This is a genomic window from Shewanella sp. SW1, from assembly GCF_025653545.1.
GTDB lineage: Bacteria > Pseudomonadota > Gammaproteobacteria > Enterobacterales > Shewanellaceae > Shewanella > Shewanella oncorhynchi.
In genome coordinates, this window is record NZ_JAKKSG010000008.1 from 1 (window position 1) to 26,821 (window position 26,821).

At 46.9% G+C, this 26,821-nt stretch carries 25 protein-coding genes and 1 tRNA gene; 13 read left to right on the forward strand and 13 right to left on the reverse strand.

What is annotated here, in order from left to right; translation table 11 throughout:
- Positions 1-111 precede the first annotated feature (111 nt).
- From L5M71_RS08625 to L5M71_RS08635, 3 genes are all read left to right on the forward strand, one after another.
- Positions 112-188: transfer RNA gene (locus tag L5M71_RS08625), tRNA-Asp, on the forward strand.
- 335 nt (positions 189-523) lie between these two features.
- On the forward strand, positions 524-778 hold the full coding sequence (locus L5M71_RS08630; RefSeq protein WP_173242460.1) for a YkgJ family cysteine cluster protein: 255 nt from the start codon (positions 524-526) through the stop codon (positions 776-778).
- 22 nt (positions 779-800) lie between these two features.
- Entirely contained in the window at positions 801-1,256 is a 456-nt protein-coding gene (locus L5M71_RS08635) for an Rrf2 family transcriptional regulator (RefSeq protein WP_105250838.1), read from the forward strand.
- Here the strand turns inward: L5M71_RS08635 and L5M71_RS08640 are convergent.
- The 4 genes from L5M71_RS08640 to gpmM are packed head-to-tail and all read right to left on the reverse strand — an operon-like array spanning position 1,231 to position 5,925.
- Positions 1,231-1,986 (reverse strand): divergent polysaccharide deacetylase family protein, encoded by a 756-nt coding sequence (locus L5M71_RS08640; protein WP_263149110.1) that lies wholly within the window; start codon positions 1,984-1,986, stop codon positions 1,231-1,233. The two genes, L5M71_RS08635 and L5M71_RS08640, sit on opposite strands and share 26 nt — an antisense overlap.
- Positions 1,987-1,995: 9 nt before the next feature.
- Positions 1,996-3,204 (reverse strand): S41 family peptidase, encoded by a 1,209-nt coding sequence (locus L5M71_RS08645; protein ID WP_263142301.1) that lies wholly within the window; start codon positions 3,202-3,204, stop codon positions 1,996-1,998.
- Positions 3,205-3,236: 32 nt separating this feature from the next.
- Positions 3,237-4,370 carry a murein hydrolase activator EnvC family protein gene (locus L5M71_RS08650; RefSeq protein WP_113941204.1) on the reverse strand — a complete coding sequence of 378 codons (1,134 nt, stop codon included), beginning with the start codon at positions 4,368-4,370 and terminating at the stop codon, positions 3,237-3,239.
- Positions 4,371-4,380: 10 nt separating this feature from the next.
- A complete protein-coding gene (gene gpmM, locus L5M71_RS08655) occupies positions 4,381-5,925 on the reverse strand; it encodes a 2,3-bisphosphoglycerate-independent phosphoglycerate mutase (protein WP_263206955.1) in 1,545 nt (514 codons plus the stop codon).
- Between the two features lie 267 nt (positions 5,926-6,192).
- On the opposite strand from gpmM, the gene L5M71_RS08660 reads away from it, so the two are divergent.
- The 4 genes from L5M71_RS08660 (at position 6,193) to L5M71_RS08675 (ending at position 9,923) form a co-directional block, all read left to right on the forward strand.
- Positions 6,193-6,627, forward strand: a complete 435-nt coding sequence (locus tag L5M71_RS08660) for a rhodanese-like domain-containing protein (protein ID WP_105253030.1) — start codon at positions 6,193-6,195, stop codon at positions 6,625-6,627.
- Between the two features lie 295 nt (positions 6,628-6,922).
- Entirely contained in the window at positions 6,923-7,408 is a 486-nt protein-coding gene (secB, locus tag L5M71_RS08665; RefSeq protein ID WP_006083777.1) for a protein-export chaperone SecB, read from the forward strand.
- 4 nt (positions 7,409-7,412) lie between these two features.
- On the forward strand, positions 7,413-8,429 hold the full coding sequence (gene gpsA, locus L5M71_RS08670; RefSeq protein WP_105250843.1) for an NAD(P)H-dependent glycerol-3-phosphate dehydrogenase: 1,017 nt from the start codon (positions 7,413-7,415) through the stop codon (positions 8,427-8,429).
- Positions 8,430-8,738: 309 nt separating this feature from the next.
- On the forward strand, positions 8,739-9,923 hold the full coding sequence (locus L5M71_RS08675; RefSeq protein ID WP_263206957.1) for an NAD(P)/FAD-dependent oxidoreductase: 1,185 nt from the start codon (positions 8,739-8,741) through the stop codon (positions 9,921-9,923).
- A gap of 112 nt (positions 9,924-10,035) precedes the next feature.
- Here L5M71_RS08675 and L5M71_RS08680 read toward each other — a convergent pair whose 3' ends face one another.
- The 6 genes from L5M71_RS08680 to L5M71_RS08705 form a co-directional block, all read right to left on the reverse strand.
- Positions 10,036-12,006 carry an RNA-binding domain-containing protein gene (locus L5M71_RS08680; RefSeq protein ID WP_263206959.1) on the reverse strand — a complete coding sequence of 657 codons (1,971 nt, stop codon included), beginning with the start codon at positions 12,004-12,006 and terminating at the stop codon, positions 10,036-10,038.
- Between the two features lie 620 nt (positions 12,007-12,626).
- On the reverse strand, positions 12,627-13,991 hold the full coding sequence (locus tag L5M71_RS08685) for a TrkH family potassium uptake protein (protein ID WP_263206961.1): 1,365 nt from the start codon (positions 13,989-13,991) through the stop codon (positions 12,627-12,629).
- 1 nt (position 13,992) lies between these two features.
- A complete protein-coding gene (locus tag L5M71_RS08690) occupies positions 13,993-14,694 on the reverse strand; it encodes a potassium channel family protein (RefSeq protein WP_105250904.1) in 702 nt (233 codons plus the stop codon).
- Positions 14,695-14,726: 32 nt separating this feature from the next.
- A complete protein-coding gene (locus tag L5M71_RS08695) occupies positions 14,727-15,410 on the reverse strand; it encodes a response regulator transcription factor (RefSeq protein WP_131524531.1) in 684 nt (227 codons plus the stop codon).
- Positions 15,411-16,457, reverse strand: coding sequence for an ATP-binding protein (locus tag L5M71_RS08700; RefSeq protein WP_105250906.1), 1,047 nt, complete (start codon positions 16,455-16,457; stop codon positions 15,411-15,413). It lies immediately after the preceding gene.
- Positions 16,458-16,739: 282 nt separating this feature from the next.
- Positions 16,740-17,663: a pirin family protein gene (locus tag L5M71_RS08705; protein WP_198573897.1), complete on the reverse strand. Its 924-nt coding sequence runs from the start codon at positions 17,661-17,663 to the stop codon at positions 16,740-16,742.
- 584 nt (positions 17,664-18,247) lie between these two features.
- Here L5M71_RS08705 and L5M71_RS08710 point away from each other — a divergent pair.
- The 6 genes from L5M71_RS08710 to mog all read left to right on the forward strand — a co-directional run bounded on the left by L5M71_RS08710 (position 18,248) and on the right by mog (position 24,422).
- Entirely contained in the window at positions 18,248-19,921 is a 1,674-nt protein-coding gene (locus L5M71_RS08710; RefSeq protein ID WP_317630040.1) for a sensor histidine kinase, read from the forward strand.
- A complete protein-coding gene (locus L5M71_RS08715; protein ID WP_105250908.1) occupies positions 19,915-20,646 on the forward strand; it encodes a LytR/AlgR family response regulator transcription factor in 732 nt (243 codons plus the stop codon). The genes L5M71_RS08710 and L5M71_RS08715 overlap by 7 nt, the downstream gene beginning before the upstream one ends.
- 107 nt (positions 20,647-20,753) lie before the next feature.
- Positions 20,754-21,998, forward strand: a complete 1,245-nt coding sequence (locus L5M71_RS08720) for an MFS transporter (protein ID WP_263206963.1) — start codon at positions 20,754-20,756, stop codon at positions 21,996-21,998.
- Positions 21,999-22,232: 234 nt separating this feature from the next.
- Positions 22,233-22,970, forward strand: coding sequence for a sulfite exporter TauE/SafE family protein (locus tag L5M71_RS08725; RefSeq protein ID WP_263206965.1), 738 nt, complete (start codon positions 22,233-22,235; stop codon positions 22,968-22,970).
- Positions 22,971-23,105: 135 nt separating this feature from the next.
- Positions 23,106-23,570 carry an NlpC/P60 family protein gene (locus L5M71_RS08730; protein ID WP_105250911.1) on the forward strand — a complete coding sequence of 155 codons (465 nt, stop codon included), beginning with the start codon at positions 23,106-23,108 and terminating at the stop codon, positions 23,568-23,570.
- Positions 23,571-23,888: 318 nt separating this feature from the next.
- On the forward strand, positions 23,889-24,422 hold the full coding sequence (gene mog, locus L5M71_RS08735; protein ID WP_106648670.1) for a molybdopterin adenylyltransferase: 534 nt from the start codon (positions 23,889-23,891) through the stop codon (positions 24,420-24,422).
- Between the two features lie 73 nt (positions 24,423-24,495).
- On the opposite strand, the gene L5M71_RS08740 is transcribed toward mog, so the two are convergent.
- The 3 genes from L5M71_RS08740 to L5M71_RS08750 form a co-directional block, all read right to left on the reverse strand.
- Positions 24,496-24,744: a hypothetical protein gene (locus L5M71_RS08740; protein ID WP_263175907.1), complete on the reverse strand. Its 249-nt coding sequence runs from the start codon at positions 24,742-24,744 to the stop codon at positions 24,496-24,498.
- A gap of 109 nt (positions 24,745-24,853) precedes the next feature.
- Complete coding sequence (locus tag L5M71_RS08745) at positions 24,854-26,002, reverse strand: ABC transporter permease (protein ID WP_263206968.1); 1,149 nt, start codon at positions 26,000-26,002, stop codon at positions 24,854-24,856.
- A gap of 82 nt (positions 26,003-26,084) precedes the next feature.
- Positions 26,085-26,819 carry an ATP-binding cassette domain-containing protein gene (locus tag L5M71_RS08750; RefSeq protein WP_063881864.1) on the reverse strand — a complete coding sequence of 245 codons (735 nt, stop codon included), beginning with the start codon at positions 26,817-26,819 and terminating at the stop codon, positions 26,085-26,087.
- Between the last annotated feature and the right edge of the window lie 2 nt (positions 26,820-26,821).

Sequence of the window (26,821 nt, forward strand, 5' to 3'; positions counted from 1 at the left end):
GAACTCAGAAGTGAAACGCAAACGCGCCGATGGTAGTGTGGGGTCTCCCCATGTGAGAGTAGGTCATCGCCAAGCGCCTAATTTAGGTTAACGTGTAGACGTTAAGCTAAAGGAGCGGTAGTTCAGTTGGTTAGAATACCGGCCTGTCACGCCGGGGGTCGCGGGTTCGAGTCCCGTCCGCTCCGCCAACATTAAGAGATAAGCCTCATCGAAAGATGAGGCTTTTTTCGTTATGGCGTCGCGGATAATTCGTGTCAGTGACGCTAATGCTTCGGGCTCGAAGCATGTGGTTATCCTCATACTCGGCCATCATGTAGATGACATCCTTATCAGAATATGAAGCTTTCGCTTCAATGTTAAAAATCAAAACCTACTTTTTTGCCGATCTTTATTCCACTTTATCGATATTGTTTCTTTCACGTTCTGAAAACCTCCTGTGCGCGACTTGGCAGTATTGACCTGTGACACTGATCTCGGACAAATTAAACGGTATAATGCCTTATGTCTTTCATGAGTAACGAAAATGAATTGTCGTCTTGGGTGTGGTGCTTGTTGTATTGCGCCTTCAATAAGCAGCAGTATTCCCGGTATGCCAAAGGGTAAGGCGGCGGGTGAGCGTTGTGTGCAATTGAGCGATGCCAATTTATGTTTGATTTTCGGCTCGCCCGATCGTCCTGCGGTTTGTAGTGATTTCGATGCATCTGAAGATGTTTGTGGTCATTCGAACGAAGAGGCGCTTTGGTTGATTACCCAACTCGAATCTCAGACCTCTCATTAAGTTTATCGCTGACAGGTGAAATATGCAGTTAACTCGTTATACCGATTTTGGCGTTCGTACCCTGATGTATTTAGCGGTTCAGCCAGATAGAACAACTTTATTTAGGATTGCTGAAATTACGCAGGTGTTTGATCTGTCACCAAATCATGTTTCTAAGATAGTGCATCATTTAGGCAAGATGGGTTACCTTGAAACCATCCGCGGTAAGATGGGCGGTTTCCGTTTGGGTAAGCCTGCGAGTGAGATTAACCTAGGCCAGTTAGTTCGAGTATTAGAAAACTCACTCGCACCGATTGATTGCAGCAAACCTTACTGCCGATTTACACCAGCCTGTAAGCTTAAAGGCGTGTTAGCCCAGGCTGTTGAAGCTTATTTGAATGTGCTGGATCAATATACTTTGCTGGATATTGTGAGTAACCGTGATGAGTTAGTTGCCTTGCTGCCAGACTTTTCTATTTCAGTACTGCAACTGGATTAGTACCACTTTTAAGTGCAATACCGATGGGGAGCAAACTCGATGCTGGCACTAGATCAATCCCCTCGGTTTTAAGTCTGTGTAGGTTAGCCTCTAAGAAGCGCATAGTTTCTGGATAGGGATGGGCAATCGCCACCAAGCTACCTTGGGTATGTGCCTGACTTATCATTAAGTTAAATTGTCTCTCGAGTGCATTGGCACTGGTATCATTGTCTAGAAACAGTTGGCGTTTTAGTAAAGGAATGCCTAGCTTATCTGCGTTATCCCCTGCCTTAGTGAATCGTGTTGTCATACTATCGACAAAATATAGCTGCTTTTGTTTGAGTGTTTCCATGACCCATAGCATGGGATCGTCCAGTTGAGTTAATAGACTCCCCATGTGGTTATTGGCACCTTTGGCAAAGGGAACGCTGTTAATCGCATCAATAACACTGGTGCGAATTTGTGCCTCAGTCATCGTATTGGTTAACCCCCCCAGCCCTAATGTCTTACCATTAAGCGCCTGCATGGGAAGATGTAGCATAATTTCGTGGCCTTTTTGGTGTCCTGCGTTAGCGAGTTCTTTGCCAAGTGGGGTATGGGGTAATACAGCGAGTGTTACTGTATTGGGCAGTGCCAGTACGGCTTTATCTGTATGACGATAACCTATGTCATCAATAATGAGTGCAAGCTGGGCAGCATAGCTTTGAGAAATGCTTAGGGCCAATAGGGCCAAGGAATAAAGTAAGCGCACAATTTCTTCTTATTCGTCATGGTGCTGTATCCATGCAATGGCAGAGGTCACTTGATGATCTTGGGCCAGTGATGCATGGGCTGATAGGGCGTCGATTATAGCTAAATTACCAACGCTGGGACCAGTTTCGGCGGCAATTTTTATGTCAGGGATGATCCCTATGTTATGAATGTTTTCACCTCTAGGAGTATTGTACTGGGCAATTGTGAGTTTAATCGCGTTACCATCTTCTAAGATGGGGATCAGGCTTTGTACAGTACCTTTGCCAAAACTGGTCTCACCTAAGAGTTTGGCACGACCATTTTCTTGTAATGCGGCGGCGAGAACTTCGGATGCAGAGGCCGAACCTTTGTTGATTAACACTAGCATAGGCACGTTAGTCAGCATGGTTTGCGGTGAGGCATAGTAGTCAGAGTTGGCGTCGAAGAAGCGGCCAGAAGTTGAGACTATGCGTCCTTTAGCGAGAAAGAGATCCGCAATTTTAACCGCTTGGTCGAGCAGGCCGCCGGGATTATTACGTAAATCTAAGATGAGTCCGGCGAGCGGTTTGTTTTGCCATTGGCTGAGCGAGCGCACCATATCTTCGGTCGAGTTTTCTTGGAAGTTGCTTAATCTGACATAGCCAATATTGCCATCAAGCAGTTGAGTGCTGACCGACTCTATAGTGATATTGCTTGGCTTGAGTGACACTTTAAAGGTGGCATCGTCATTACTGTGTTTTAGCTCTAAGTTAATACTCTGATTATTGAGACTATGTCTTTTTATTTCAGTAAGGATATCGGCTAGATTCGTTTCAGTCGCCAGGGTGTCGTTAAGTTTAATAATAATATCGCCCGCACGTATTCCCGCTTGCTCTGCGGGAGAATGGGCAAAGGGGGCTATGATGCTGATGTGGTCTTTTTGGGCCGCGACTTCGAAACCGAAACCAAAATACTCGCCGCGATTAGAATCTTTAAGATCGAGTAATTCTTGATGATTTAGGAAGCTGGAATAGGGGTCGAGATGTTCAAAAATGCCTTTGATGGCGGCCTGCACTAACTCTTCTTTGGGAACGGTTTTGATATAGTAAGTTTCAACCGTTTCAAGTACATCTTGTAGTAATGGATAGTCAAAGTTGTCGCGGTAGGATTTTGCATTCTCTTGGCTGGAGAGGCTGATGGATAGGCCTAAAGTGAGACCTAATCCAACGCAACTGATATAGCGGATCATGTATTTCATAACGGTCCCCTGTGATAAGGGGACCGTTATGATTAGCGACAGTATTTCGCTGGATCGACGGCTTGCCCTTTATGCCTTATTTCAAAGTATAGGCCAGGCTCGCTCTGTCCACCTGAACGTCCGACTAAAGCAATCGCTTCACCGCTTTTTACCATCTCACCAGGGCTTTTTAGTAGGGTTTGAGCATGACCGTAAAGACTCATATAACCTTTCCCGTGATCGATGACCATGACAAGACCAAAACCGCGTAACCAGTCGGCATAAATGACTTTACCACCTGAAACTGCTCGAATATTTTGCCCTTCTGGTGCAGACAACATAGTGCCTTTCCATACTACTTGACCGGAACGTTGGCTACCAAAGCTAGCACTCACACGACCTTTAGTTGGCCATTTAAGTTTGCCACTTTGTTTACCAAAGCCTTCCATCGAGGGGTTATCTTTCATGGCCCGGAGCGCTTGTTCAACGACGCGCTTTAAGCTGGCCTCTTCAATTTGCAACTGCTCAAGCTCTGCACCCTTAGAATTTAAGGTGCGTTGCAGCTCTTTGATGGTCAGTTGACGCTGATCTTGCTCTTGGCTCAAACGTTTAGCTTGTACTTGTTGTTCGGCCACTAGTTTCGTTAATTGCTTTTGCTTACTCGTTTGCGACACCTTGATCTCATCTAGCTCGGTCAAGGTTTGCTTTAATTCGTTGATCGACTTCATCCGCGCTTTATTGAGGTATTGGTAATAAGCCAACATACGCTCGATAGTGGCGGGACTTTGCTGATTAAGCATCATCTTAGTGTAATCGTGATTACCGGCAAGATAGGCGCTCGACAGCTGTTTCGACAGTGTTTGTTGTTGAGTCACTTTAAGCGTTTCTAACTCATCTTGACGTTGTTTTAGCTCGGCAAGTTTAGTGTCGATTTGCGCTAAGCTATTTTTGGTGCTGTTGACTTTTTTGGCAGCTGACGCAATCGCTTCTTCATCGCTACGCAGCAATGACAGCAGCTTTTCTCTTTGTTTACTGGTGGTTTTTAATGCGCTTTGTTGTTGATTTATTTGCGTTTGGATTGATTTTAACTCGGACTTACGCTTCTCCAAATCAGAAGCGTGTGCCGAGAAAGATAACATCATAAAGCCAGCAATAATGCTGGCTTTAACAAGGAGTCGAGTGCTCACTAGGTAACGGTTACTCTTTTATGTGGATTAAGGGTTTGCCCGTCATCTCAGCTGGAATGGCTTCGCCGATCAAGGTCAGGATGGTTGGTGCAACATCGCTGAGTTTACCACCTTCATCTATGGTCGCATCGCGTCCAACAAAGACGAAAGGCACGAGTTCACTGGTGTGGGCCGTGTGAGCCTGACCTGTGGTTTCGTCGGTCATTTGCTCGGCATTGCCGTGGTCGGCGGTAATAATACATTCTCCGCCCACTTTCGCCAGCGCATCAACCACACGGCCGATACAAGCGTCGACAGCTTCACAAGCCTTAACGGCGGCATCGAAATTACCTGTGTGGCCAACCATGTCACCATTGGGGTAGTTACAGATGATCACGTCGTACTTAGTTGATTCAATTGCTGCGACTAACTTGTCAGTCAGCTCAGCTGAACTCATCTCAGGCTGTAGATCGTAAGTTGCCACTTTAGGCGAGTTGATTAGGATGCGATCTTCTCCCTCGAATGGCTCTTCTTTACCGCCGTTAAAGAAGAAAGTCACATGGGCGTATTTCTCAGTTTCAGAGATACGCAGCTGAGTACGACCTTGTTTCTGCAGCACTTCACCTAAGGTATTCACTAAGTTTTCAGATGGATAAGCGATAGGTGCTGTGATGTCGCCAGCATACTCAGTCAAAGTGACGAAGTACATTTTCGGCATAACAGCGCGTTCGAAACCATCGAAGTCTGGGTGAATAAAGCTACGGGTGATTTGACGGGCACGGTCAGCACGGAAGTTCATAAAAATCAGGGCATCGCCGTCTTTTAAGGTCGCAACTTGACCGTTGGCATCTGTGATCGCCGATGAAGAGACGAATTCGTCGTTCTCGTTACGCTCGTAAGCCGCTTCTAATGCTGTAACGGCATTGTCGTATTGGAATTTTGACTTGCCTTGGGTGATTAAATCGTAGGCTTGCGACACGCGATCCCAACGATTATCCCTGTCCATAGCAAAGTAACGACCAATAATCGATGCGATACGGCCATGGCCTAATGTAGTAAACAGATCATCAAAATGGCTCAAGCTGCCCTTAGCGCTGCGCGGTGGCGTATCGCGTCCGTCGAGGAAAGCGTGCAGATAAACCTGAGTTGCACCGCGCGCAACGGCCATACGGCACATAGCTTCGATATGCTCTTCATGGCTGTGGACGCCGCCGGGGGAAAGCAAGCCCATAATGTGCACAGCTCCGCCAGCTTTGATGGCTGAGTCTACCGCATCACATAGCGCAGGATTTTTTTCAAACTCATGATCTGCAATGGCTTTACTGATACGAGTGAGTTCTTGATAAACCACACGGCCAGAGCCTAAGTTAATATGGCCAACTTCAGAATTTCCCATCTGGCCATCAGGTAAGCCAACATCTAAGCCAGAACCTGAAATCAAACTATGGGGATATTTAGCGTTGAGACGGTCGAGTACCGGAGTCTTGGCGTGGAAAATCGCATTATTATGCGTGTTTTCACGGTAGCCCCAGCCATCGAGGATCAACAACGCGAGCGGACGTTTAGCTGTCGTCATAGTGATACCTTTAAGTTTTATAGAAGCGATAGAAATCTGAAATTGGTCAAATATTACTACGTTAGCGGGGTATGAAAAAGCGCTTTACCCCGATTAAGGTCATCGAATCACTAATTCGCCCGATTCTGTGAGTGGCTTGTGACAAGTACAGAGTCAATTGCACTAAAAGTGCGATCTCGAACTGTGACTAAACTGCTGCATTCTGCCAAGGCAATCGGTATACTCTGTGCCCTTATCGAATTTTCGCCATTTATGCGGGCAATCATCATGCAAGAATATATCGAATTTTTTAAAGCTCACTCAATGCTCAGTCTGGCTTGGGTGGGATTATTTGTTGTGCTTGTCGCGAGTATCATCAAATCGAGCATGTCAAAAATCAAAAGTATTTCTCATCAAGAATTAACGATTATGGTGAATAGACAGGATGCTAAAGTGGTTGATGTGCGCTCGAATGACGAGTTCCGCAAGGGCCATATTGTTGATGCACTTAACGTTACGCTCGCCGATATTAAAAATAATCAGATCTCAGCCCTTGAAAAGTATAAAGCCAGTCCCATTATATTGGTATGCAATGCTGGCATGACCTCGTCTCAAGCCGCTCAGCTTTTGAGTAAGCAAGGTTTTGAAAACCTGTACAACTTGAAAGGTGGTATGGGTGAATGGCAGGCAGCAAATATGCCTGTTTCAAAAAGCAAAAGATAAGTTGTCGGCGGCAGTTATGATTTAAGCTGCACTCAATCCAGTGGATAGTGCAGTAATAAAGTCATCATTGTTTGGCATACTGATCCTACGGTCGCTAAGGGCTTAATGTAAGTTTTTAGACTGGTTCGATCGATACCCGAATATGGGTACAAGTTGGGATGATACCGAGATCTGATATAGGCCTTGAGTAACATAAGCCCCGAGCCAATTTACGTTCATATAGTAATTGGCTTTCAAATAATAATTGGCTTTCAACGAAAAGCCGATACAACATTGATAGGATAGGTAGGAAATTATGGCTGAAGTAGCAAACAACGAACAACAAGCCCCACAATTCAACATCCAACGTGTTTACACTAAAGATGTGTCTTTCGAAACGCCTAACAGCCCAGCGGTATTCCAAAAAGAATGGAACCCAGAAGTTAAGTTAGATTTAGACACGCGCAGCGCTAAATTAGCTGATGATGTGTATGAAGTTGTCCTGTCTTTAACTGTGACTGCACAAAACGGTGGCGATACCGCTTTCCTATGTGAAGTTCAACAAGCCGGTATCTTCTCTATCACTGGTCTGACTGAGCCACAACTGGCCCATTCATTAGGTGCATACTGCCCTAACATCCTATTCCCATATGCTCGCGAAACCGTGGGCAGCTTAGTTGGTCGTGGTACTTTCCCACAACTGAACTTAGCACCTGTTAACTTCGATGCGCTGTTTGCCCAATACGTGCAACAACGTCAAGCTGCTGCGACTGCACCAGCTGCCGAAGAAGCTAACGCTTAATTACATGAAAAACTCTGCCGATATCACGGTATTAGGGGCGGGCTCTTATGGCTCCGCCCTTGCCATTTCTTTAGCCAGCAACGGTCATAAGACCTTGTTATGGGGACACGATCCTGTCCACATGCAAACGCTCGCTCAAGACAAGTGCAACCAAGCTTTTTTGCCTGGTATTGCGTTTCCTGATTGTTTACAGATCGAAGCCGATTTAGCTAAAGCCTTAGCCGCCAGCAACAATGTGTTAGTGGTCGTGCCAAGCCATGTGTTTGGTACTGTGCTTGAGCAAGCTAAACCGTTACTCCGTAGCGATGCGCGCATCGTATGGGCAACGAAAGGGCTCGAGCCTGAAACCGGACGTTTGCTGCAAGATGTGGCCCGTGATGTGTTAGGTGAGCAATATCCGCTGGCGGTGTTATCTGGGCCGACCTTCGCGAAAGAACTCGCCATGGGTTTACCTACGGCCATTTCGGTCGCGGGCACTTGTCCTACGTTCACTAACGATCTCGTCGAGCTGTTACATAGCCCTAAACGTTTGCGGGTTTACGCCAATGACGACTTTACCGGACTGCAACTGGGCGGCGCGGTAAAGAACGTGATCGCGATTGGCGCGGGCATGTCCGACGGTATCGGCTTTGGTGCCAATGCCAGAACAGCCTTGATTACCCGTGGTTTAGTCGAATTGACGCGTTTAGGCGAAGCCTTAGGTGCCAATGCAGCCACCTTTATGGGCATGGCGGGGTTAGGCGACTTAGTGTTGACCTGTACCGACAACCAATCCCGTAACCGTCGTTTCGGTTTAGCCTTAGGTAAAGGCTGTGATGTGATGACAGCACAGGCTGAAATTGGCCAAGTGGTTGAAGGTTATCGCAATACCAAAGAAGTGTTTACGCTTGCGAAACGCCTCGGGGTTGAAATGCCAATCACTGAGCAGATTTACCAAGTCTTGTATCAAGGCAAAGCGCCGGTCGATGCTGCGAAAGAATTGCTCAGCAGAGAAAAGAAATCAGAAACGCCGACGCAATAAACCGCGAGCCGTGATGATGCTGTAATGCCGAATAAAGGAAAGGGTGCTAAAATAGCGCCCTTTTTTGTGCCCGGACTTCTGGTGTGCAAGATGTATCCCCGGTCGCCAAGGCCCTTGATGTTCCCGACATCAGACGAGCATTTCCTCCATCCCTGGAGGTCAGGTGGTGAAAGAGGGGATTTGTGTCTAGCGTTTGAGCTTATCTTTGCTCCGTTTCGCGGTTGCTGACTTGCTTGCTAAAGGTTAGCTAGTCAGCAAACTGCCTGTTGGCAGTCAATACCAATCAATTTATCTGTGTGGAGTAAGAGCGTGAAACATCATGATGTCATTATTATCGGAGCCGGCGCCGCGGGATTGATGTGTGCAGCGACCGCAGGTTACCGAGGCCGTGATGTACTCGTACTCGACAATGCCAAGCAAGCTGGGCGTAAAATCCTCATCAGCGGCGGCGGGCGTTGTAACTTCACCAACCTTAAAGTCGAGCCCGCTAACTTTCTCTGTGGTAATCCCCACTTTGTTAAGTCGGCACTCGCGCGTTATCCGTCGCAGCAGTTTATTGAACTGGTCGAGCGCCACGGCATTGAATACCACGAACGCGATCACGGCCAATTGTTCTGCAATGACTCGGCCAAAGAGATAGTCACTATGCTATTGACCGAGTGTGAATGGGCAGGCGTGACGATTAAGTTGCGCAGCGATATTCTGGCCGTTAAAAAGACCGAGGCAGGGCGCTTTGAGCTCAACACTTCTAACGGCGAACTGAGCTGCGACTCACTGGTTATCGCCACGGGCGGCTTATCCATGCCTAAACTCGGCGCTACGCCTTACGGTTATCAACTGGCCGAGCAGTTTGGCCTTAAAGTATTGCCAACTCACGCGGGTCTAGTGCCGTTTACCTGGCACAGTGAAGATAAAATTCGTTTCGAACCTCTGTCAGGCATTGCCGTACCGAGCCGCATTACCGCTAAAGATGGCACTGCGTTCAGCGAAGCGCTGTTATTCACTCACCGCGGCTTATCTGGCCCTGCTATTTTGCAGATTTCCAACTATTGGAAGGCGGGCGAAACCATAGAAATCGATCTCTTGCCGAATATGGATTTGGCGCAATTGCTAGAGCAACAGCTCGCCACGCATCCTAAACAGAGTTTGCGTAATACCTTAAGCCAATGGTTGCCTAAACGGCTGGTTGAAGTGCTATTCGATGAAGCCCTGTTGAATAAAGCGTTAAATCAGCTAGTGCACGCCGAGCGCGCAAAACTGGTGGATGATCTCCACCGCTGGACAGTATTGATGAACGGTACTGAAGGCTACCGCACCGCCGAAGTGACCTTAGGTGGTATTGATAGTAATGAGCTATCATCCAAAACCATGGAAGCCAGCAAAGTCGCAGGGCTCTACTTTATTGGTGAAGTCATGGACGTAAGTGGTTGGTTAGGCGGGTTTAATTTTCAATGGGCCTGGGCATCCGGCGTCGCCGCAGGGCAAGCTGTATAGTTTAAGTAGGGAATTAGAACGAAGACAAAGTAGATTTACTTAGTTGTAATTCCGCCTATTGATGTTAGAGATATAAACCTACTTATACTAAAAGTCGATTCCTAACGTACAATTAGTCCGCCGTGGTATACCCCTGCTTTGGTGAATTAGGCTTATGAGGAAACGCCATTTTTAGCAACCCTTCTGAAATCATAGGCTTCAAGTAATTTTGTCGTAAGCTCTGAGGCTTACGATCTAATATCATTTCCAAAACAGAAACAGAGATGTAATGTTCTTGGCAGAGGCCAGAAATCAGTGACTTCATCGTAACTGTATCTAATCGACGCTGTTCTCTTGCAGGAGCAGCTAAAGCGTTAAGTTCTTGTCGAAATGATTTGCTTAGCACATCAAGGCTATCGACAAATGGTTTGTCAATTAAAGAACTGATAAACCTGCCTTTATCATCTCTAGTTTCGTTCGAATCAATAGCATTACTGTTGTTATGCGTTAAGTTACCAATGCTATGCGTTAAGCTTCTGGCGTTATGCGTTAAGTTATTTATAGGAGTTAACGCATTAGAGAAAACTTCCTCTGGGGATGGCAACTCCATTCCTGGTAAGCTGTATGACTTATCTCTTTTCTTTCCACTTGCGACAAGAAAGCCCTTATCGACTAGTCTAGGTAAAGCCAGCGTAACATCACGAGAATGCTTGCTGGTTAGCTGACAAGCTCGTTCGTGGTTTACCCAGCCTTCAATTGCTGCGGTTACAACAATCATCTGCTCAAGTTCGTTGAGTGAATAAAAGGTGGTGTTGCCAAACTTAACCGCTAACAACTGAGTTACTTCTTCTGGAATAAGGCTTGCGGTCGATAACTCTAAGAGAGTTTGCTCTGACGGTTCATATTTTTCGTACAACTTCGGGGTTCGCCACTTTGCCCATTCCCATCCACTATATATTTTGGGAATTCCTGAACCAGCACGCTCTCCCGCACCAATCATCAGAAACATTTGATGCATCCTGCGGTTTCTACAATCGCTTTCACCACCTTTTACTGCTATTTCTGGGGGGACACGCATCAACCCTGGGTTGCGAAAACCAAATAAATCAGGTCGCTTTACGATAAGGATGGAGCTTCGTCCTGTGTAATCTGCATGAACAAGCGTATTCACTAATGCTTCACGAATAGCTTCGTGGGCTTTTGAATCATCCAAGCGAATACCATTTTGAAGTTCAAATGGTACTTTTAAGTCCGTGACCAATTTCCGGTATGTACGACGATAGAAATCAAACACGTTTCCAGACCAAGATCCATCGGGGTACAGGCGGTCCACCCAACGCTCAACACTGGCTTCATCTCGTTCGCGATAGTCAACAAAATAATTCGGAACAGCGTCTTGAATGGCATCCCAAGTACCAAACATCAATACTCCAGCTAACGTTATACCTTCAACGTTCGTCTGACGATCTTTTCTCCATCCACCTAGCTTTTTAAACAGTTCAAAAAGGTCTAATTCCAGCCAAGGATGTTGTGGTTTAGCAACTGAAAATAAGTTCTTGTATGCTTTGAGGCTGTCCATGTCGATATCAGAGAAGTCAAAACCAGTGAGAATTTTATCATCTCGGCTATCTTCTACCTGCTCTGCCATCATACGCTTAACCTGTTCTTCACTACAGCGGTGATCACCTTCGTGTAGACGAGTGTAAGTCTCCTTCATAGGCTGATTTTTCAGATAAATAGGCTTTTGGTCACGACGAGCTGTTGGAATTTCTATAACTAGTAGTGATTTTCCTTCAATGTTCACCGTTTGAACACTATCATTTGTCAGTAAGTTTATGTTTACTTTGGCATTATTCCCTGCGATATCAAACAATTGTTTGTGAACAATCTCTATATCTTCAATCCCAGCTAATGTCAGTTGTCCTTTTTTCTCACGCACACCGAGAACAACATAGCCACCACGAGAATTGGCCATTGCGCTGTAAGTTGGCCAAAAATCATCAGGTAATTTACCTTTACCATCTTGTCCTTGAGCCAATTTAAATTCCAACTCCGCTGACTCTGATAAGGCTTGAAGGTCGACTAAATCCTGTATTTGAAACATATCTATCGCTTACCACCCGACTTTTTAGTTAATAAACATACTTATTAGCTTCAGTTATTGATCAACTCAAAGTTCTTGCTTAATTAGCAACAGTCTTCATTCAAACCTTAGCTTTTCTTATTCTACTAATGGGTTTAACTGCTACAAATAAAAACAAAGCCACTGATAGTATGGAATATAACCTACAGTATCTTTCGTGCTATCACCAAGCGTATTTCTGCTAAGGTCTAAAAGTCGAACTTTGATAGAGCGAAGGTGAGTTTTTTATTCATTGGCAATGAGTTAGCTGGAGTTTGGTCAATGGAATATTATGCAACATCCACTATAGCGGATAAAGGTTGAAGTGGGTAATCAATGGATAGCTTATGCCATCAGATATTTAGATATATGGCGGGAGTGCTTTCGTCGTTTTTCAAGGTGATCACAATGGGTGGCTTAGAAAGAATGACTCAGTTGGGGGAATTCTGAGATAGAGTGCCACTGATATGGTTTTCGATGGCATGAAGCCATCGAATAGCCTATCGGAATAGTTCTTTTAAAAGAAACGGACGGGTGTTATAGCGGTGAACAGACTCGAAGGGCGGCACTGACTTGCAGTGCCTGCCGTCCAACTAATTAATTTACCCAATCGCCAGTTTGGTTTCTGCGTAGCGCAGTTTCTTGGTCCTTGGGCTGGCGAGGAAGTAGGCGAGTACAAGTGGGCCTAGGCGACCCATGAACATTATAAAAATGATGATGACTTGGCCTAGAATCGTTAAGTTGCCTGTCAGACCTCGGGACAAACCGACTGTGCCCAGTGTTGACACTGCCTCAAAGACGATATCAATTAACGGTGCGTTTTCACTTAATACCAGTGCGAAGATGGCTAGCCAAGTGACGCCAATGGAGATCATGGTTAGCGCCAAGGCTTTGCTGACGGTGTCTTTGGGGATCTCGCGCTTAAATACATAAATAGCTTCATCGCGGCGTAAATAACCATAAGTTGCCAAGATGAGCACCATAAAGGTGACCACCTTAATACCACTGGCGGTGCTTAATGAGCCGCCGCCAATAAACATCAATACCAGCATGAGTAGCGTTGTACCATCTTCGAGTTGGTCAATTGCTAGTGTATTAAAGCCTGCGGTGCGCGGTGTAACGGCTTGAAACCATGAGGCTAACCATTTACCGAGTTCGCTTAAGGGCGCCAAGGTATTGGGGTTGTTGTACTCAATAAAGTAAATCGCAATCACTGCGACGGCGTTGATAATCATAGTGCCTGTGATCATCATGCGGCTGTAAACGCTGAGTTTTGACCAACGTTTGTTCCTACGAAGATCTATCCACACCGAGAATCCAAGGCCACCTATGATGAGCAGGCCCGTGATGGTGAGATTAATGACAGGATCGGCAACATAGGGCATTAGGCTGTCGGCACTGAGGGCAAAACCTGCGTTGTTAAAGGCGCTGATGGTGTAGAAAAAACCGTGGAATAAGCTGGTTTGCCAACCGAGTTCCTGACTCCAGTGCACGGAAAGAATGGCCATGCCTACGGCTTCAACCAGCAGAGAAAACACTAACACTGATTTTGCCGTTGACACTAGAGTCGATGTATCTGTTTGATTAAAAGCCTCTTTTGCGACTGTTTGGTGTAAAAAACCAATTCTACCGCCAATGGCGATCAAGGTGACAATGGCGAAGGTCATCAGCCCAAGTCCACCGCATTGGATTAACAGCGCTATGACGATTTGCCCAAAGGGCGTAAAAACAGTGCCAGTATCGACAACAACCAGCCCTGTCACTGTTACCGCCGAGGTGGCCGTGAACAGACTTTGTAGCCAAGTAATAGAAGATTCGGTTGCTACCGGCAGTTTGAGTAAGCAAGTGCCTAAGATGATCAACAATGCAAAGCTCACGCTTAGGATAAAGGGCGGTGCGCCTAACAGCTTTTTACTCGATTTGGGTTTATGCTCAATCGCCATGATGGAGGGATGCCATTGAACCAAGTTACACCAACCTTGGCGCTAGGTATTTGAGCTCAGTACGGCTACCGCAGAGCAGTAAGGCGTCATTCGTTTGCAGGATAAATTGACTATCAATTTTGCTGAAAACCGTCAGATCCCGCTTAACCATAATGGCGGCGACTTTGCCTTTAGGATTGCGTATCACATTGCTTTTTGCATCATCTTTAACATCATCCTGTGCAGCGCCGAGGAGTTGGCTGACAGTGGTTTGATCAAGGTGAGGCTTGATATGGATTTCGACCACATAGAGACCATCACCAATCGGCAGAAAATTGTTCACCATAGGATAGTTGAGTGACTGGGCAACACGTATGCCCATTTCTTCCTCTGGATGTATGATGCGGGCGACGCCGAGTTTAGAGACGATAGTGTGATGCGCTTTAGTGCTGGCCTTGACCCAAATGACTTCTACGCCTAGATTCTTGAGCGCCAAGGTGCACAGCAAACTTGATTGCATATCCTCACCAATTGCGACCAGTACGGCTTCACTGTTTGCGAGGTCTAGCTCACGAAGTGCGGCTTCGTCGGAACAATCACAAATAACCGCTTCGGTTAAGTCTTCTACGTATTTTTCCACCATTTTAGGGTCACTATCCACGCCAGTGACCGTGTGGCCTAAGTGGATCAATTCTAGGCTAGCGGCGACACCAAATCGCCCTAAGCCAATAACGGTAAAATGTGCCATTAAAATATCCTTTTCTAATTTATAACAGATGCTTATCTATTGTTTGTTAAGCGATAACCTAGGCCCGCTTCCGTCTTAATGAGCTGCTGCTCGCTGCTGTCATTGAGTTTTTTACGTAACTGACTGACTAAGATCCGCAGATAATGACTGTCTTCTTGATGGGTTTTACCCCAAATATCCCGCAGTAATTCAGTTTGTTTAACGAGCTGACCAGGGTGAGACATTAAGGTCTCCATCAGGGCGAATTCCTTTTTGGTTAAGGCGATTTCTTGCTGATCGAGCCAAAGCTGGTGGGTACTTTTTTGCAACTTAAGTGCGCCAAACTGCAGTAAATCACTTAATGGCGGTTCATCGACTAAGTCGCGGACTAAAACCTTGATGCGCGCGATTAACTCTCTGATCCCAAATGGCTTGCTGAGATAGTCATTGGCGCCAGCTTCCAAAAGACGAATTTTTTCTTCCTCTTGATCGCGGGCGGTTAAGATAAGCACAGGCACTTTGTCACTCTGACGTAGGGTTTGCAGCAAGCTGATGCCATCACCATCGGGTAGGCCAAGATCGAGCACTAACACGTGTGGCTGCTGCGCATGATATTGCGCTAGGGCTGACGCAATCGAGGCGGCGCCATGATATTCGAATCCTTCCGCTTCTAACGATATCCGCATAAAAGTGTGGATTTGCGCTTCGTCATCGACGACCAGCACCTTATAAGCCATTTATTCCTCTCCCTTTTTTATCGGCAATGCGATACGAATAAGGCTGCCATGAGCGACAGGTTCGGCGCTGATCTGGCCACCATGGGCGGTAATTATGCCCTTAGCAACAGCAAGCCCAAGGCCCGAGCCGCTATCGGTTGAGGGATGCTGGCGATAAAAGAGTTCAAAAATTGCCTGCGCTTGAGCGGGTTCTATGCCAAGACCCTCATCTTGGATATCTAACAATAATGCATCGCCCTGCTGATACGCCTTTACTATGACTTGCTTATCAGAAGGCGAATAGCGCAGCGCATTATCCAATACATTAAAAATAGCTTGCTCAATCAATGAACTGCAGATCATCAGTGACGGTAGATCGGCCTCACTCTTGATGATAATACGCGGCTGCGTGGCTGGAAAACGGGCAATAGCTTGGTGCAATACATTCATTATGGCGTCTTCACTCAAGCTAAACTTGAGTGCGCCGTGTTGTAACTTAGTGGCTTGCAGCAGGTTTTCGATATATTGGTGCAGGCGATGGCTTTCGGCCGCCGCGCTATCAATCAGCTCATCCTTTTGGTCAGGGCTGAGCTTAGGCATGTATTCCTTTAAGGTGGTGAGCGTGCCTATGATAGTGGCGAGTGGGGTGCGTAAATCGTGGGAAACCGACAGCAAAATACTGTTGCGTAACTGAGCTTGTTCGAGAGCATCTTGCTGACGTCGATAGTGTTCGGCTAATTTGCTGGTGGTGAGGGCGACAAGCAGAAACACACTGAGATTGAGAATGTCCTCAAGATTAAACATCTGTAGTGAATAACGTGGTGTGGTAAATAGAAAATTAAAGCTGGTCGCCTCAAATACTGCCGCAAAATAGGCCAAGTTGGCGTTGCATTGTAGGGCTACGGCCACTACGGCCAATTGTAAAATCAGCAGTACTGCGATAGTCGAGTTTGAAAAGTGATCGATAAAGGCGCTGCTGAAAATGGCCGTCACTAGCACTATGAAGGTAAATAAAGTCGGGTGCGAACGCCAGTATTGTGTCATGGGAGCCGCTATGGATGAAGTCATGAATAGAAAGACGCATATAAAGAAAGTGCCTGTACTTTAGCAAAGGCATTTTAAGATAGCGCGTAAAAATGCCGTAAAATTTGTAACCTTGTGAGTGGCTTAGCTTGCACTTAGCTTAGGCAAATCGAGCTTGTTCACATCACACTTTGGGTAAATGATAAGGCTTACCGCATACACTTATGTTGTAAGCCTTAACCCTGGCGCAGGCCCTTACGTATGTTGCCAAAGCGCTTATCCACCACTAACCCTGAGTCATTGACTTGCCCGTCATTGAGCTAAGCATCACCAAGGTATTGGTGGGGGCACTAAGCGTTTGCCACTATAGCCAGTAACGGCGGCGAAGCGGGGATCTTCGGCTTCCCAATCTGCCTGTGCTTTGACTATTTCATCTTTGCTATGGCCAACAAAGTTCCACCAAATGCTGACAGGATCAGCCAATGGCGCGCCGCCAATCAGAAGTATGCGACAACCCGCCTCGAGTTTTATGGTAATGGTTTCGCGTAGCATGCCAAGGTAGGCGAGGTGGTTATTATCAAAACTGTCATCCTCGATTTGGAAGCGGCCTTCCAGTGGCATGAGGGCATATTCGAAACTAGGGTCGAGATTCAGGGTGAGTTCAGCGTCATGGGCGGCAAACAGATCGATGGCAACGATAGGTGAGAAGTGTAATGTGGGCGCCTGTTTATGATGCCAACTGCCAATCAGTAGGGTGAATTCGACGCCTGACTCGTGCCAAGTCGGTAGCTCTGGGTAGTGATCGAATCTCGGAGTGGTATCTTTGTGTTCCAGTGGTAAGGCAATCCATAGTTGGGCTGCGTGCATAGTGTGATGGCCCGCTATCGACTCTTCGGTGTGGGCTATGCCGTGTCCGGCTGTCATCAGGTTCACTTGTTTTGGGCGGATCACTTGGGCGCTGCCGAGGCTGTCCCTGTGCATGATTTCGCCTTCGAGCATCCAAGTAAAGGTTTGCAATCCAATGTGTGGATGTTGGCCGACGTTTAACTGCGGGCCGTCGGTGATTGGGCCAATATGGTCGAGAAAGCACCAAGGGCCGATAAGGCGGCGCTCTTTTTGTGGAATAGCCCGTGCGACAGGTATGCCGCCGACATCACTGATTTTTGGGGCAATCCGTTGAGCTTGAATGCGGCCATTTTCAATAGGACATTCCTTAGGGCCGCCATAAAACTGTGCTTGTAGTTCACTCATGTTCGCTCCTTATTCCATTACTAGGGCATGCTCAGTTCAGTTTGGCTCGGTTCAGCGCAGCTAAGTGTGAACCTAGAATCTCGCATGGGGGTGATCTCATATTGCATTCGAGCCGAAGGTTTTAGCTTCGGGTATTCCAGTCGATTTTGCAAATTGTGGCAGTGACCTGATAGAGGGCAACTGCACTTTTTAGTGGTTAACTTAACGTGTTTTAGGATCTTCAAATTGTCCTTCGATACGCTTTGATAGCCTAATTCAAGTACGAATGTGTGACTGAGCCCGCGTGAATGGGACTTTTATCTGTCCTTTACTTTAGCAAGCCTGTATTTATGTGGGCATTAGCGTTTGATGTTTTACTCGAGCCTAAATACGAGTGTTTGACAAGTTTGGGGCTCGGTGATTTTTATCATCCATGTCTTACGTTGGATCTGCAAAATCGAGTCTATCTTTTATGGGAGCTTGTGTTGGCGGCAAAGCCTGTCTTCACCTTAATCCATTCAGCGTACAGGCTTAACACTCATAAATATATCATTGGTAAATATAACGTTGGACTGTGATTCAGCGTGATAGATCAAGGAGAAAGCGTGCTCGAAAATCAAATGATGTTACTGGCGGTATTTGAACGGGCGGCCTTGATGCTGATGACCTTGTTCTTTTTAACTCGCACTCGACCGTTTCAGCGTTTATTCCAAAAGCGTAATCATACCCCCGCAGAGTTGGTTTCTGTGGCGGCGATATTTTGCTTATTTGCAGTGTTTAGTACTTATACCGGTATTGAGGTTGAAGGCGCGTTGGTCAACGTGCGGATTATCGCGATTATTTCTGGCGGGATTCTATTTGGCCCTTGGGTTGGCATTCCTGCGGGCGTGCTGTCGGGGCTACATAGATATCTGATTGATATGGATGGCGATACCTCTATTCCATGTTTAATCGCCAGCATTATTGCCGGCCTTATGGCGACGTGGATTTATTACAAATGCCCCAAATCTAAGTTGTGGATTTATGGGATTGTGGCGGGCATGTTGTGCGAAACACTGACCATGTTGTTGATTTTATTGCTGACAGAGCCACACGAGGTGGGTGTCGATATTGTGAATCACATTGCCTATCCCATGATTGCGGGCACTGTGTGTATCGGGCTAATCATCAAGCTAGTGCAGGACCTCGACGATGAGAAAGAGTTGATTGCCGCCAAGCAGGCCAAACTCGCGCTGGATATTGCCAACAAAACCTTACCCTTTTTCCGTAAAATTGACCGCCACGCCCTAGAGCAAGTGTGCTCAGTGATCCGTAATGAAATCCACGCCGATGCCGTGGCCATTACCGATACTCGCGATGTATTAGCCTATATGGGCGTTGGCAAAGATTACTACGAGGTCGATGGTCATCAAGCGATTAGCGAAATGACTCAAAGGGCGATAGAGCAAGATCAAAACATTATTAACAATGACTTACGCCAATATCATTTATCGGATTTTCATTCGGTCATCATAATCCCGCTGCGCGAAAACGGCACTGTGAGTGGCACGCTGAAGATTTACTATCGCAATACCTATCGTATCACTAGCTCGTTGCGGGAGATGGCTGTGGGTTTGTCGCAGCTGATTTCGACCCAGATGGAAGTGTCGCGTATCGAGCAACTGCAAGAGATGACCCGCAAGGCGGAGTTTACGGCGTTGCAGAGCAAGATTAATCCACATTTTTTATTTAATGCCCTCAATGCGATTTCTTCTTTGATCCGTATTCGGCCACAGCAGGCGCGGCAGTTGATTGCTAATCTGGCCGATTATCTGCGCTATAACTTGGCTAAAGGCGATGAGCTGATTGATATCCAAGAAGAAGTGAAACAAGTCCGTGATTATGTGGCGATTGAGCAGGCGCGTTTTGGCGACAAGCTTGAAGTGATCTTCGATGTCGACGATGTGCATTTTTGTGTACCTTGCCTCTTGTTACAGCCGCTGGTGGAAAACGCGATTTTGCACGGCATTCAACCGCGTAGTGCACCGGGCAGAGTGACCATAGAAGTGAAAAAACTCGATGCAGGCATTCGCGTCGCCGTACGCGATACTGGTTATGGGATCCGCCAAGAGGTGATTGATGGCGTAGCTGCTGGCCGTGTAGAAAGTAGCAGTATTGGGCTGATGAATGTGCACCAGAGAGTGAAGTTATTGTACGGCGAAGGTTTGCAGCTTAAACGGCTCGAGCCGGGGACTGAAGTCAGTTTTTACTTACCGGAAAATGAGGCGCAAGTATGTTAAAAGCCATCATAGTTGAAGATGAATATCTCGCCCGTGAGGAGCTAGAGTATTTAGTGAAGAGTCACAGTGAGATAGACATAGTGGCTAGCTTCGAGGATGGCTTAGAGGCCTTTAAATATTTGCAGGATCACGAGGTCGATGTGGTGTTTTTGGATATCCAAATACCGTCCATTGATGGCCTTTTGTTGGCGAAGAATCTGCATAAATCAACCCATCCTCCCCATGTAGTGTTTGTCACCGCCTATAAAGAATTTGCAGTAGAAGCATTTGAGCTCGAAGCCTTCGATTATATTCTCAAGCCCTACAATGAACCGCGGATCATTAGCTTATTGCAGAAGATTGAACAGGTGGGACGACAAGCACCAAAGCCACAACATGAGGCCGCGAGTAACACCAGTCGAACCGTGAATTTAGTCAAAGGTGAGCGGATTATCGTCACGCCCTGCGAGCAAATTTATTATGCTGAGGCCGATGAAAAACTCACCTATGTGTACACCCGCACCGACCGTTATGTGATGCAGATGACCATCAGTGAGTTTGTCAGCCGCTTGCCCGCCGAGGGCTTTTTCCGCTGTCACCGTTCCTATTGCGTCAATATCAACAAAATCCGCGAAATCGTGCCTTGGTTCAATAGTACTTACCTGATTAGGTTGCATGATTTGTCGTTCGAGGTGCCCGTTAGCCGTAGTAATATTAAGGCTTTTCGACAGCTGATGAGGCTGTAATTGTCATTCATTCCTGCAGATCTGTATTTCATGCCTTAATTGATCGGCGCGAATCGCATCTCTCTTATAGTGGGCTCAATTCCTGATCCCCTAAAGCGAGATGCATCATGACTAAAGAGATGAACCGTACTCGGTACCTGACCTTAGTTGGTACTATTATCACCCAGTTTGCACTCGGCTCAGTTTACACTTGGAGCCTGTTCAATGCGCAGTTGGCCGTTAAACTCGACGAACCCGTCAGCCAAGTGGCATTTGTGTTTGGTTTGCTGAGTTTGTCTTTGGCCGTGGCATCTTCCATGGCGGGCAAATTACAGGAACGCTTTGGCGTACGTAATGTCACCTTAGGCGCAGGCCTGCTACTCGGCGTTGGATTCTTACTCACTGCCCAAGCCAGCAACTTGATGATGCTTTACCTGTGCGCAGGGATTTTAGTGGGCTTTGCCGATGGCACTGGCTACTTGATGACCTTGTCTAACTGCGTGAAGTGGTTCCCCGAGCGCAAAGGGCTGATTTCGGCGTTAGCGATTGGCGCTTATGGTCTAGGTAGCCTCGGATTTAAGTACATTAACGTGCTGTTACTCGAAAACACTGGCCTTGAAACCACCTTCCAACTGTGGGGCCTGATCGCCATGGCGCTGGTGTTATGTGGCGGTATGTTGATGAAAGATGCGCCTGCACAATCAGTTGCAAGTCAGCAGGCCGAAAGCCGCGACTTCACCCTCGCAGAAGCCATGCGTAAGCCGCAATACTGGATGCTGGCGCTGATGTTCCTGTCTGCCTGTATGAGTGGTTTGTATGTGATTGGTGTGGCTAAAGATATCGGTGAGAAGATGGTCGACTTGCCTGTACTGGTCGCCGCCAATGCTGTTGCTGTGATTGCTATGGCGAACCTCAGTGGTCGTTTAGTGCTGGGTATTCTGTCGGACAAAATCCCCCGCATTCGCGTTATTTCGCTGGCGCAGATCATCACCTTAGTCGGTATGGTGTTACTGTTGTTCATTCCTTTGAATGCTAACCTGTTCTTCGTCGCGGTCGCCTGCGTTGCCTTTAGTTTTGGCGGTACTATCACTGTTTATCCATCATTGGTGAGCGACTTCTTCGGCCTGAATAACTTGACTAAAAACTATGGGGTTATCTACTTAGGTTTTGGTGTCGGCAGTATTATCGGCTCGATTGTCGCCTCGTTATTCGGTGGCTTTATTGCGACCTTCAACGTGATTTTAGTGCTGCTGGTGGTGGCGTTAGTGATGTCATTAACCATACGTATGCCAGAGCCTAAAACCCCAGTGTCAGCCAAGAAAGCGACTAAGAGTACACCGCGCTTAGTGAACATGACGGCAGAATCGGCATAGGCGCAAGCTAAGCTTTTCCTTTTTAGCCAAAAGCTAACACAAAAAATCCGCAGCCAAATGACTGCGGATTTTTTACTTTTTATCCCGTGTTTTATGGGCGAGGTTGTTATTCATTTAAGGCTCACTGACTTATCTATGTGATTGCACTTTTGATGTTAGCTAAGTGCAGCCTCTTTTTTATCACACCAACAACAGGTAACTTGATAACCTTAAAGCGTTATTCAGGATGTGTTGATGTTAACGGACCCTCTTTTTTGGTTGGTGGCGATACCCGCAGTATTGATTACTGGGATTTCTAAATCCGGTTTTGCGGGTGGCGTGGGCGGGTTAACTGTCCCGCTATTGGCGCTGGCCATTAGCCCTGCTACAGCTGCGGCAGTCATGTTACCACTGCTGATTTATATGGATTTTTTAAGTGTTCGTTCCTGGTGGGGGCAACATAATCCGCGTCATTTATGGATCCTCTTACCCGCGGCGATTGTGGGCATAGTCATAGCCTATTGGTTGTTCGATCGATTAAACGAAGATTACTTACGGGCGATTCTAGGCTGTGTGTCCCTCGGTTTTGGTTTGTATGGTTTGATCCTTGGGGATAAAACTCAATCATCACCTTCACCTTTGGTTGGGCGCTTGTGTGGCTTAACCGCCGGATTTACGAGCTTTGTTGCCCATGCGGGCGGGCCGCCACTCAACGCTTATTTGTTGCCATTGCGTTTAGCTAAGACGGAGTTTTTAGCCACTGCCGTGGTGTTTTTTGCGGTGGTGAATCTGGTTAAACTTGTTCCTTACAGTTTGCTTGGGCAGATCAACCAAGAGAATATTATCGTTTCTCTGTTATTGGTGCCGCTGGCATGGTTAGGGGTAAAGTTAGGTTTGTTGATTCAAGATAAAATTGACGATAGGTTATTTAAACGCATCATCTTGATTTTAATGGTGCTGGTGGGTGTGCGTTTATTGTGGACGGCGTTATAGTTTTAAGCTTTAGGTTATATTAGTCTGCTAGAGTGCGCGGGTGTTGGGGCGTTTTGATCCCCAGCCGCCTGAATTTACCTGATAAAAACTCAAAATTACGTTACTGTGAAACCTGCCTGCAATGAGTTTGAAGCTATGAAACGATTACTGATAGTTATCTTAGCCTTAGGCCTTGGCGCTTGTGCTAGCGCGCCAGAACCTAAGCCTGTGGTAAAGCAAGTTGAACCCGCCACGGTTTGGAATGATAGCAATATCTCCGAACTGCATTCTGAATGGCGCGGAGTACCTTATCGCCTTGGTGGTGGCACTAAGCGTGGCATAGATTGCTCGGCCTTTGTGTCTGTCGCCTATCAGAAGATGTTGGGTATGACCTTACCGCGCACGGTTGAAGAGCAACAAGCCTTAGGTAAACCGGTGCCGAGAAATCAACTGCGCAAGGGTGACTTGGTATTTTTCAAGACGGGCTGGAGCACACACCATGTCGGCATTTATGTAGGAGGCGATAATTTTCTCCACGTTTCCACTAGCCAAGGGGTGAAGATTTCGAGCCTGCATAACAGTTATTGGGCGTCTAAGTATTGGAATGCACGGCGGATTTAACCCTTTGATCGTTTTTATCTTTTGAACGGCTCAACTTGCAGTGAGAGTGCCTGAGCCAATCTCCCTTTATGTCATGTTTTTATCGGCCCAATGCTGCTTTGCTTTGGGGAAGGCGTTTGTCATCAATGAACAATTTTTAAATTCCGAGTGTTTAAACGGTGTTGCGCGAACCCCATCACGTTTTAGTCGCCCCCTTTTCCGAGCATTTATGCTATTTTAGCTGCGGCTTAAGGTCGAAGCTGTAGCGGCTTCTTCCATGCTTGATGTCGACAATTTTCACTTCGGCATGTTTCATTTCAACATCATTGGGGATTTCCTATGAGCAAAGCAAAAATCGGTATTGTGACGGTCAGCGATCGCGCCAGCGCGGGAATTTATGAAGATATCTCAGGCAAGGCGATTATCGACACGCTCAACGACTATCTCACCAGCGAGTGGGAGCCGATTTATCAAGTGATCCCCGATGAGCAGGATGTGATTGAAGCGACGCTGATCAAAATGGCCGACGAGCAGGATTGCTGTTTGATTGTCACTACGGGCGGCACAGGACCTGCGAAACGCGATGTCACCCCAGAAGCGACAGAAGCCGTCTGCGATCGCATGATGCCAGGCTTCGGTGAGTTGATGCGCGCCGAGTCATTAAAATTTGTACCTACCGCCATTTTGTCTCGTCAAACCGCAGGGTTACGTGGCGATTCATTGATTGTGAATTTGCCCGGCAAACCAAAATCGATTCGCGAATGTTTAGATGCCGTGTTCCCCGCTATCCCTTACTGTATCGACTTGATGGAAGGCCCGTATTTAGAGTGCAATGAGTCGGTTATCAAACCATTCAGGCCTAAGGCTAAGTAATCTTGCTATCGAGCCTGTAAAAAAATAAAGCCACTGAAAATCCAGTGGCTTTGTTGTTTGAGGAGCTTAGGGTTCATAACTGATTAATCTGCTGCTTTAGCTCGTACTCTGGCTCTGTCACTATTTTTTCAAGTATTTGTACTCGCTCGATTAGTGTTTGGTTTTGTAGGCTGAGTTGAGTCACTTTATCCTCAAGGTGCCTATCGTCTGCGGTGCCCACTCCAAGTTGGCGCGCCTTTAAATAGTGCTTAAACATCTCAGTAGCGCTGAGGCCAATAATGAAGCTGACCATAATCACCATTAAGACAAATTCGTTTTCCATAACAAACTCCCGTAGCTATTGAGGTTTTCAACTTGGGAGCGACTTAGTTATCGCTCCTCAAGTTTGTCGGTTTAAGTTTATCGTCCCCAAGTTTATCAATCGAAGCGACCTATAAACCGAAGATCACTTTTTCACTCTTGAGCGACCTTTCCATGCCAAAGGCGAGCAATACCGCAATGGCGAGTGTGCCTAAGGTCGAAACCAGTAACTGCAACATGGGCAAGTCTTTACCTTTGATAAAGTCCATTAATGCCTGTTGCTGACCCGAGACTGGCAGCCACTGCAGCATATCTGGCGCTATGTTGTAACTGGCGGCCATCGACAGGGCTAAGGGCACAAACAACACCATGGTCAGGTAGGATTGTGCTTCCTTAAAGGTTTTCGCCATGAAAGACACAAACAATTGTAGGCAAGCGGCCATTAACGCGACGGGGATGCCGACCACTAACATCAGCGCCATAAATTTCGTGGTGATGTTGACGCTAAAGCCGAGTTCTTGCCAAGGCACAAAGGTGTAAGCGATTTTAGACACCAGCAAAATCAGCACTAAACCGAGCAAAGCGAACAGACTCACGGCGATGATTTTCGACAGCACTAATTGGCGCGTCGTCAGTGGATGACTAAGTAACAAAGCCAGCGAGTTACGTTCACGTTCACCCGCGCTGGTGTCGATAGCGAGGTTCATGCCCGAGATAAATACCGAGTAAATCATAGTGAAAATGGCGATACCTAAGATCATCCCACCCTTAGAGTCTGTGGTGGCTTTGTCTTGCACATTCACCTTGAGTGGCTGCACCACGCGCGGGTCGATACCGCGGGCAATTAAACGTAAACTGCCCATTTCAGCGCTGTAGGCCTGCAGTTGTTTCTCGAGTCTACGAATCGAGTTCTGCAGTTTCTCCTCAGAGTTATCGGCCACGATAGTGATCTCAGCGCTTTTGCCTTGGTTCATTTGCGCGGCATAGTCGGTGCTGATGATCAGTTCTATTGCTTTAAGGTCTTTGGCGTCAGAGCCATCGGCTGCGCCTTGAGTGATGCCTTTATTCGATAAAAATCTTACTAAATCAGGTGCTTTCTCGGGATTTGTAATGGTGATTTTCAAATCATCGGGGCTGGTTAATTGGCCAATTAACACCATAAATAGGCCGCACATGATCAACGGTGTGCCTATGGCGTAGTACAGACCCGCCATCACAGAGCGCTTATCGCGGGCGGCATCGATGAGTTCTTTACGAACCATAGCGATTATTTTATTCATGCTGTCATTTCCTTATCCATGATCTTATCTATCTGAGCTTGTACATCATTGATGCTGCCTGCATTCTTGTTAGTTTGAGTCATCATGCCGCTATCCCTTCATCCGTGCCGATCAGTTGAATAAAGGCTTCTTCGAGCGAGTCTTTGCCTGTTTGAATGCAAAGCTCTGTTGGGCTACCAATGGCGACGACTCTGCCTTGGGCCATAACGATCACTTGGTCACACAGTGCGGCGACCTCCTGCATCACGTGGCTCGAGAACAGCACGCAATGTCCTTGATTTTTAAGGTCGATAAGAATGTCACGCAGCAGGCGAGTGCTCATCACATCCAGCCCACGGGTCGGCTCGTCGAGGATAATATTGCTCGGGCTGTGGACGATTGCCTGTGCGAGAGCGGTTTTCATTCTTTGTCCTTGGGAGAAGCCTTTGCAGCGGCGATCGCTAATGTCTTCGAGGCGCAATTTCGCAATCACTTGGCTGGTGGCTTCCTTGGCCTCCTTGGATGATAAGCCGCTTAGCTCGGCAAAATAGCGAATGTATTCCCGTGGTGTTAAGCGTTCATACAAACCAAAAGGGTCGGGGAATAGCCCGAGTTGCTGCTTAGCGCCAATAGGGTCGATGGCGACATCTATGCCTTCGATTTCAGCCTTGCCGTTATCGGGTTTCAGCAGGCCAAAGATAGTGCGTAAACAGGTCGTTTTACCTGCCCCGTTCGGGCCGAGTAATCCTGTGATTTGGCCGTTTTGTGCGACAAAACTTAAGTCATTCAGCGCCTGCACGTCACCGATGCGCTTGGAAAGATGGGATACTTTAATCATGG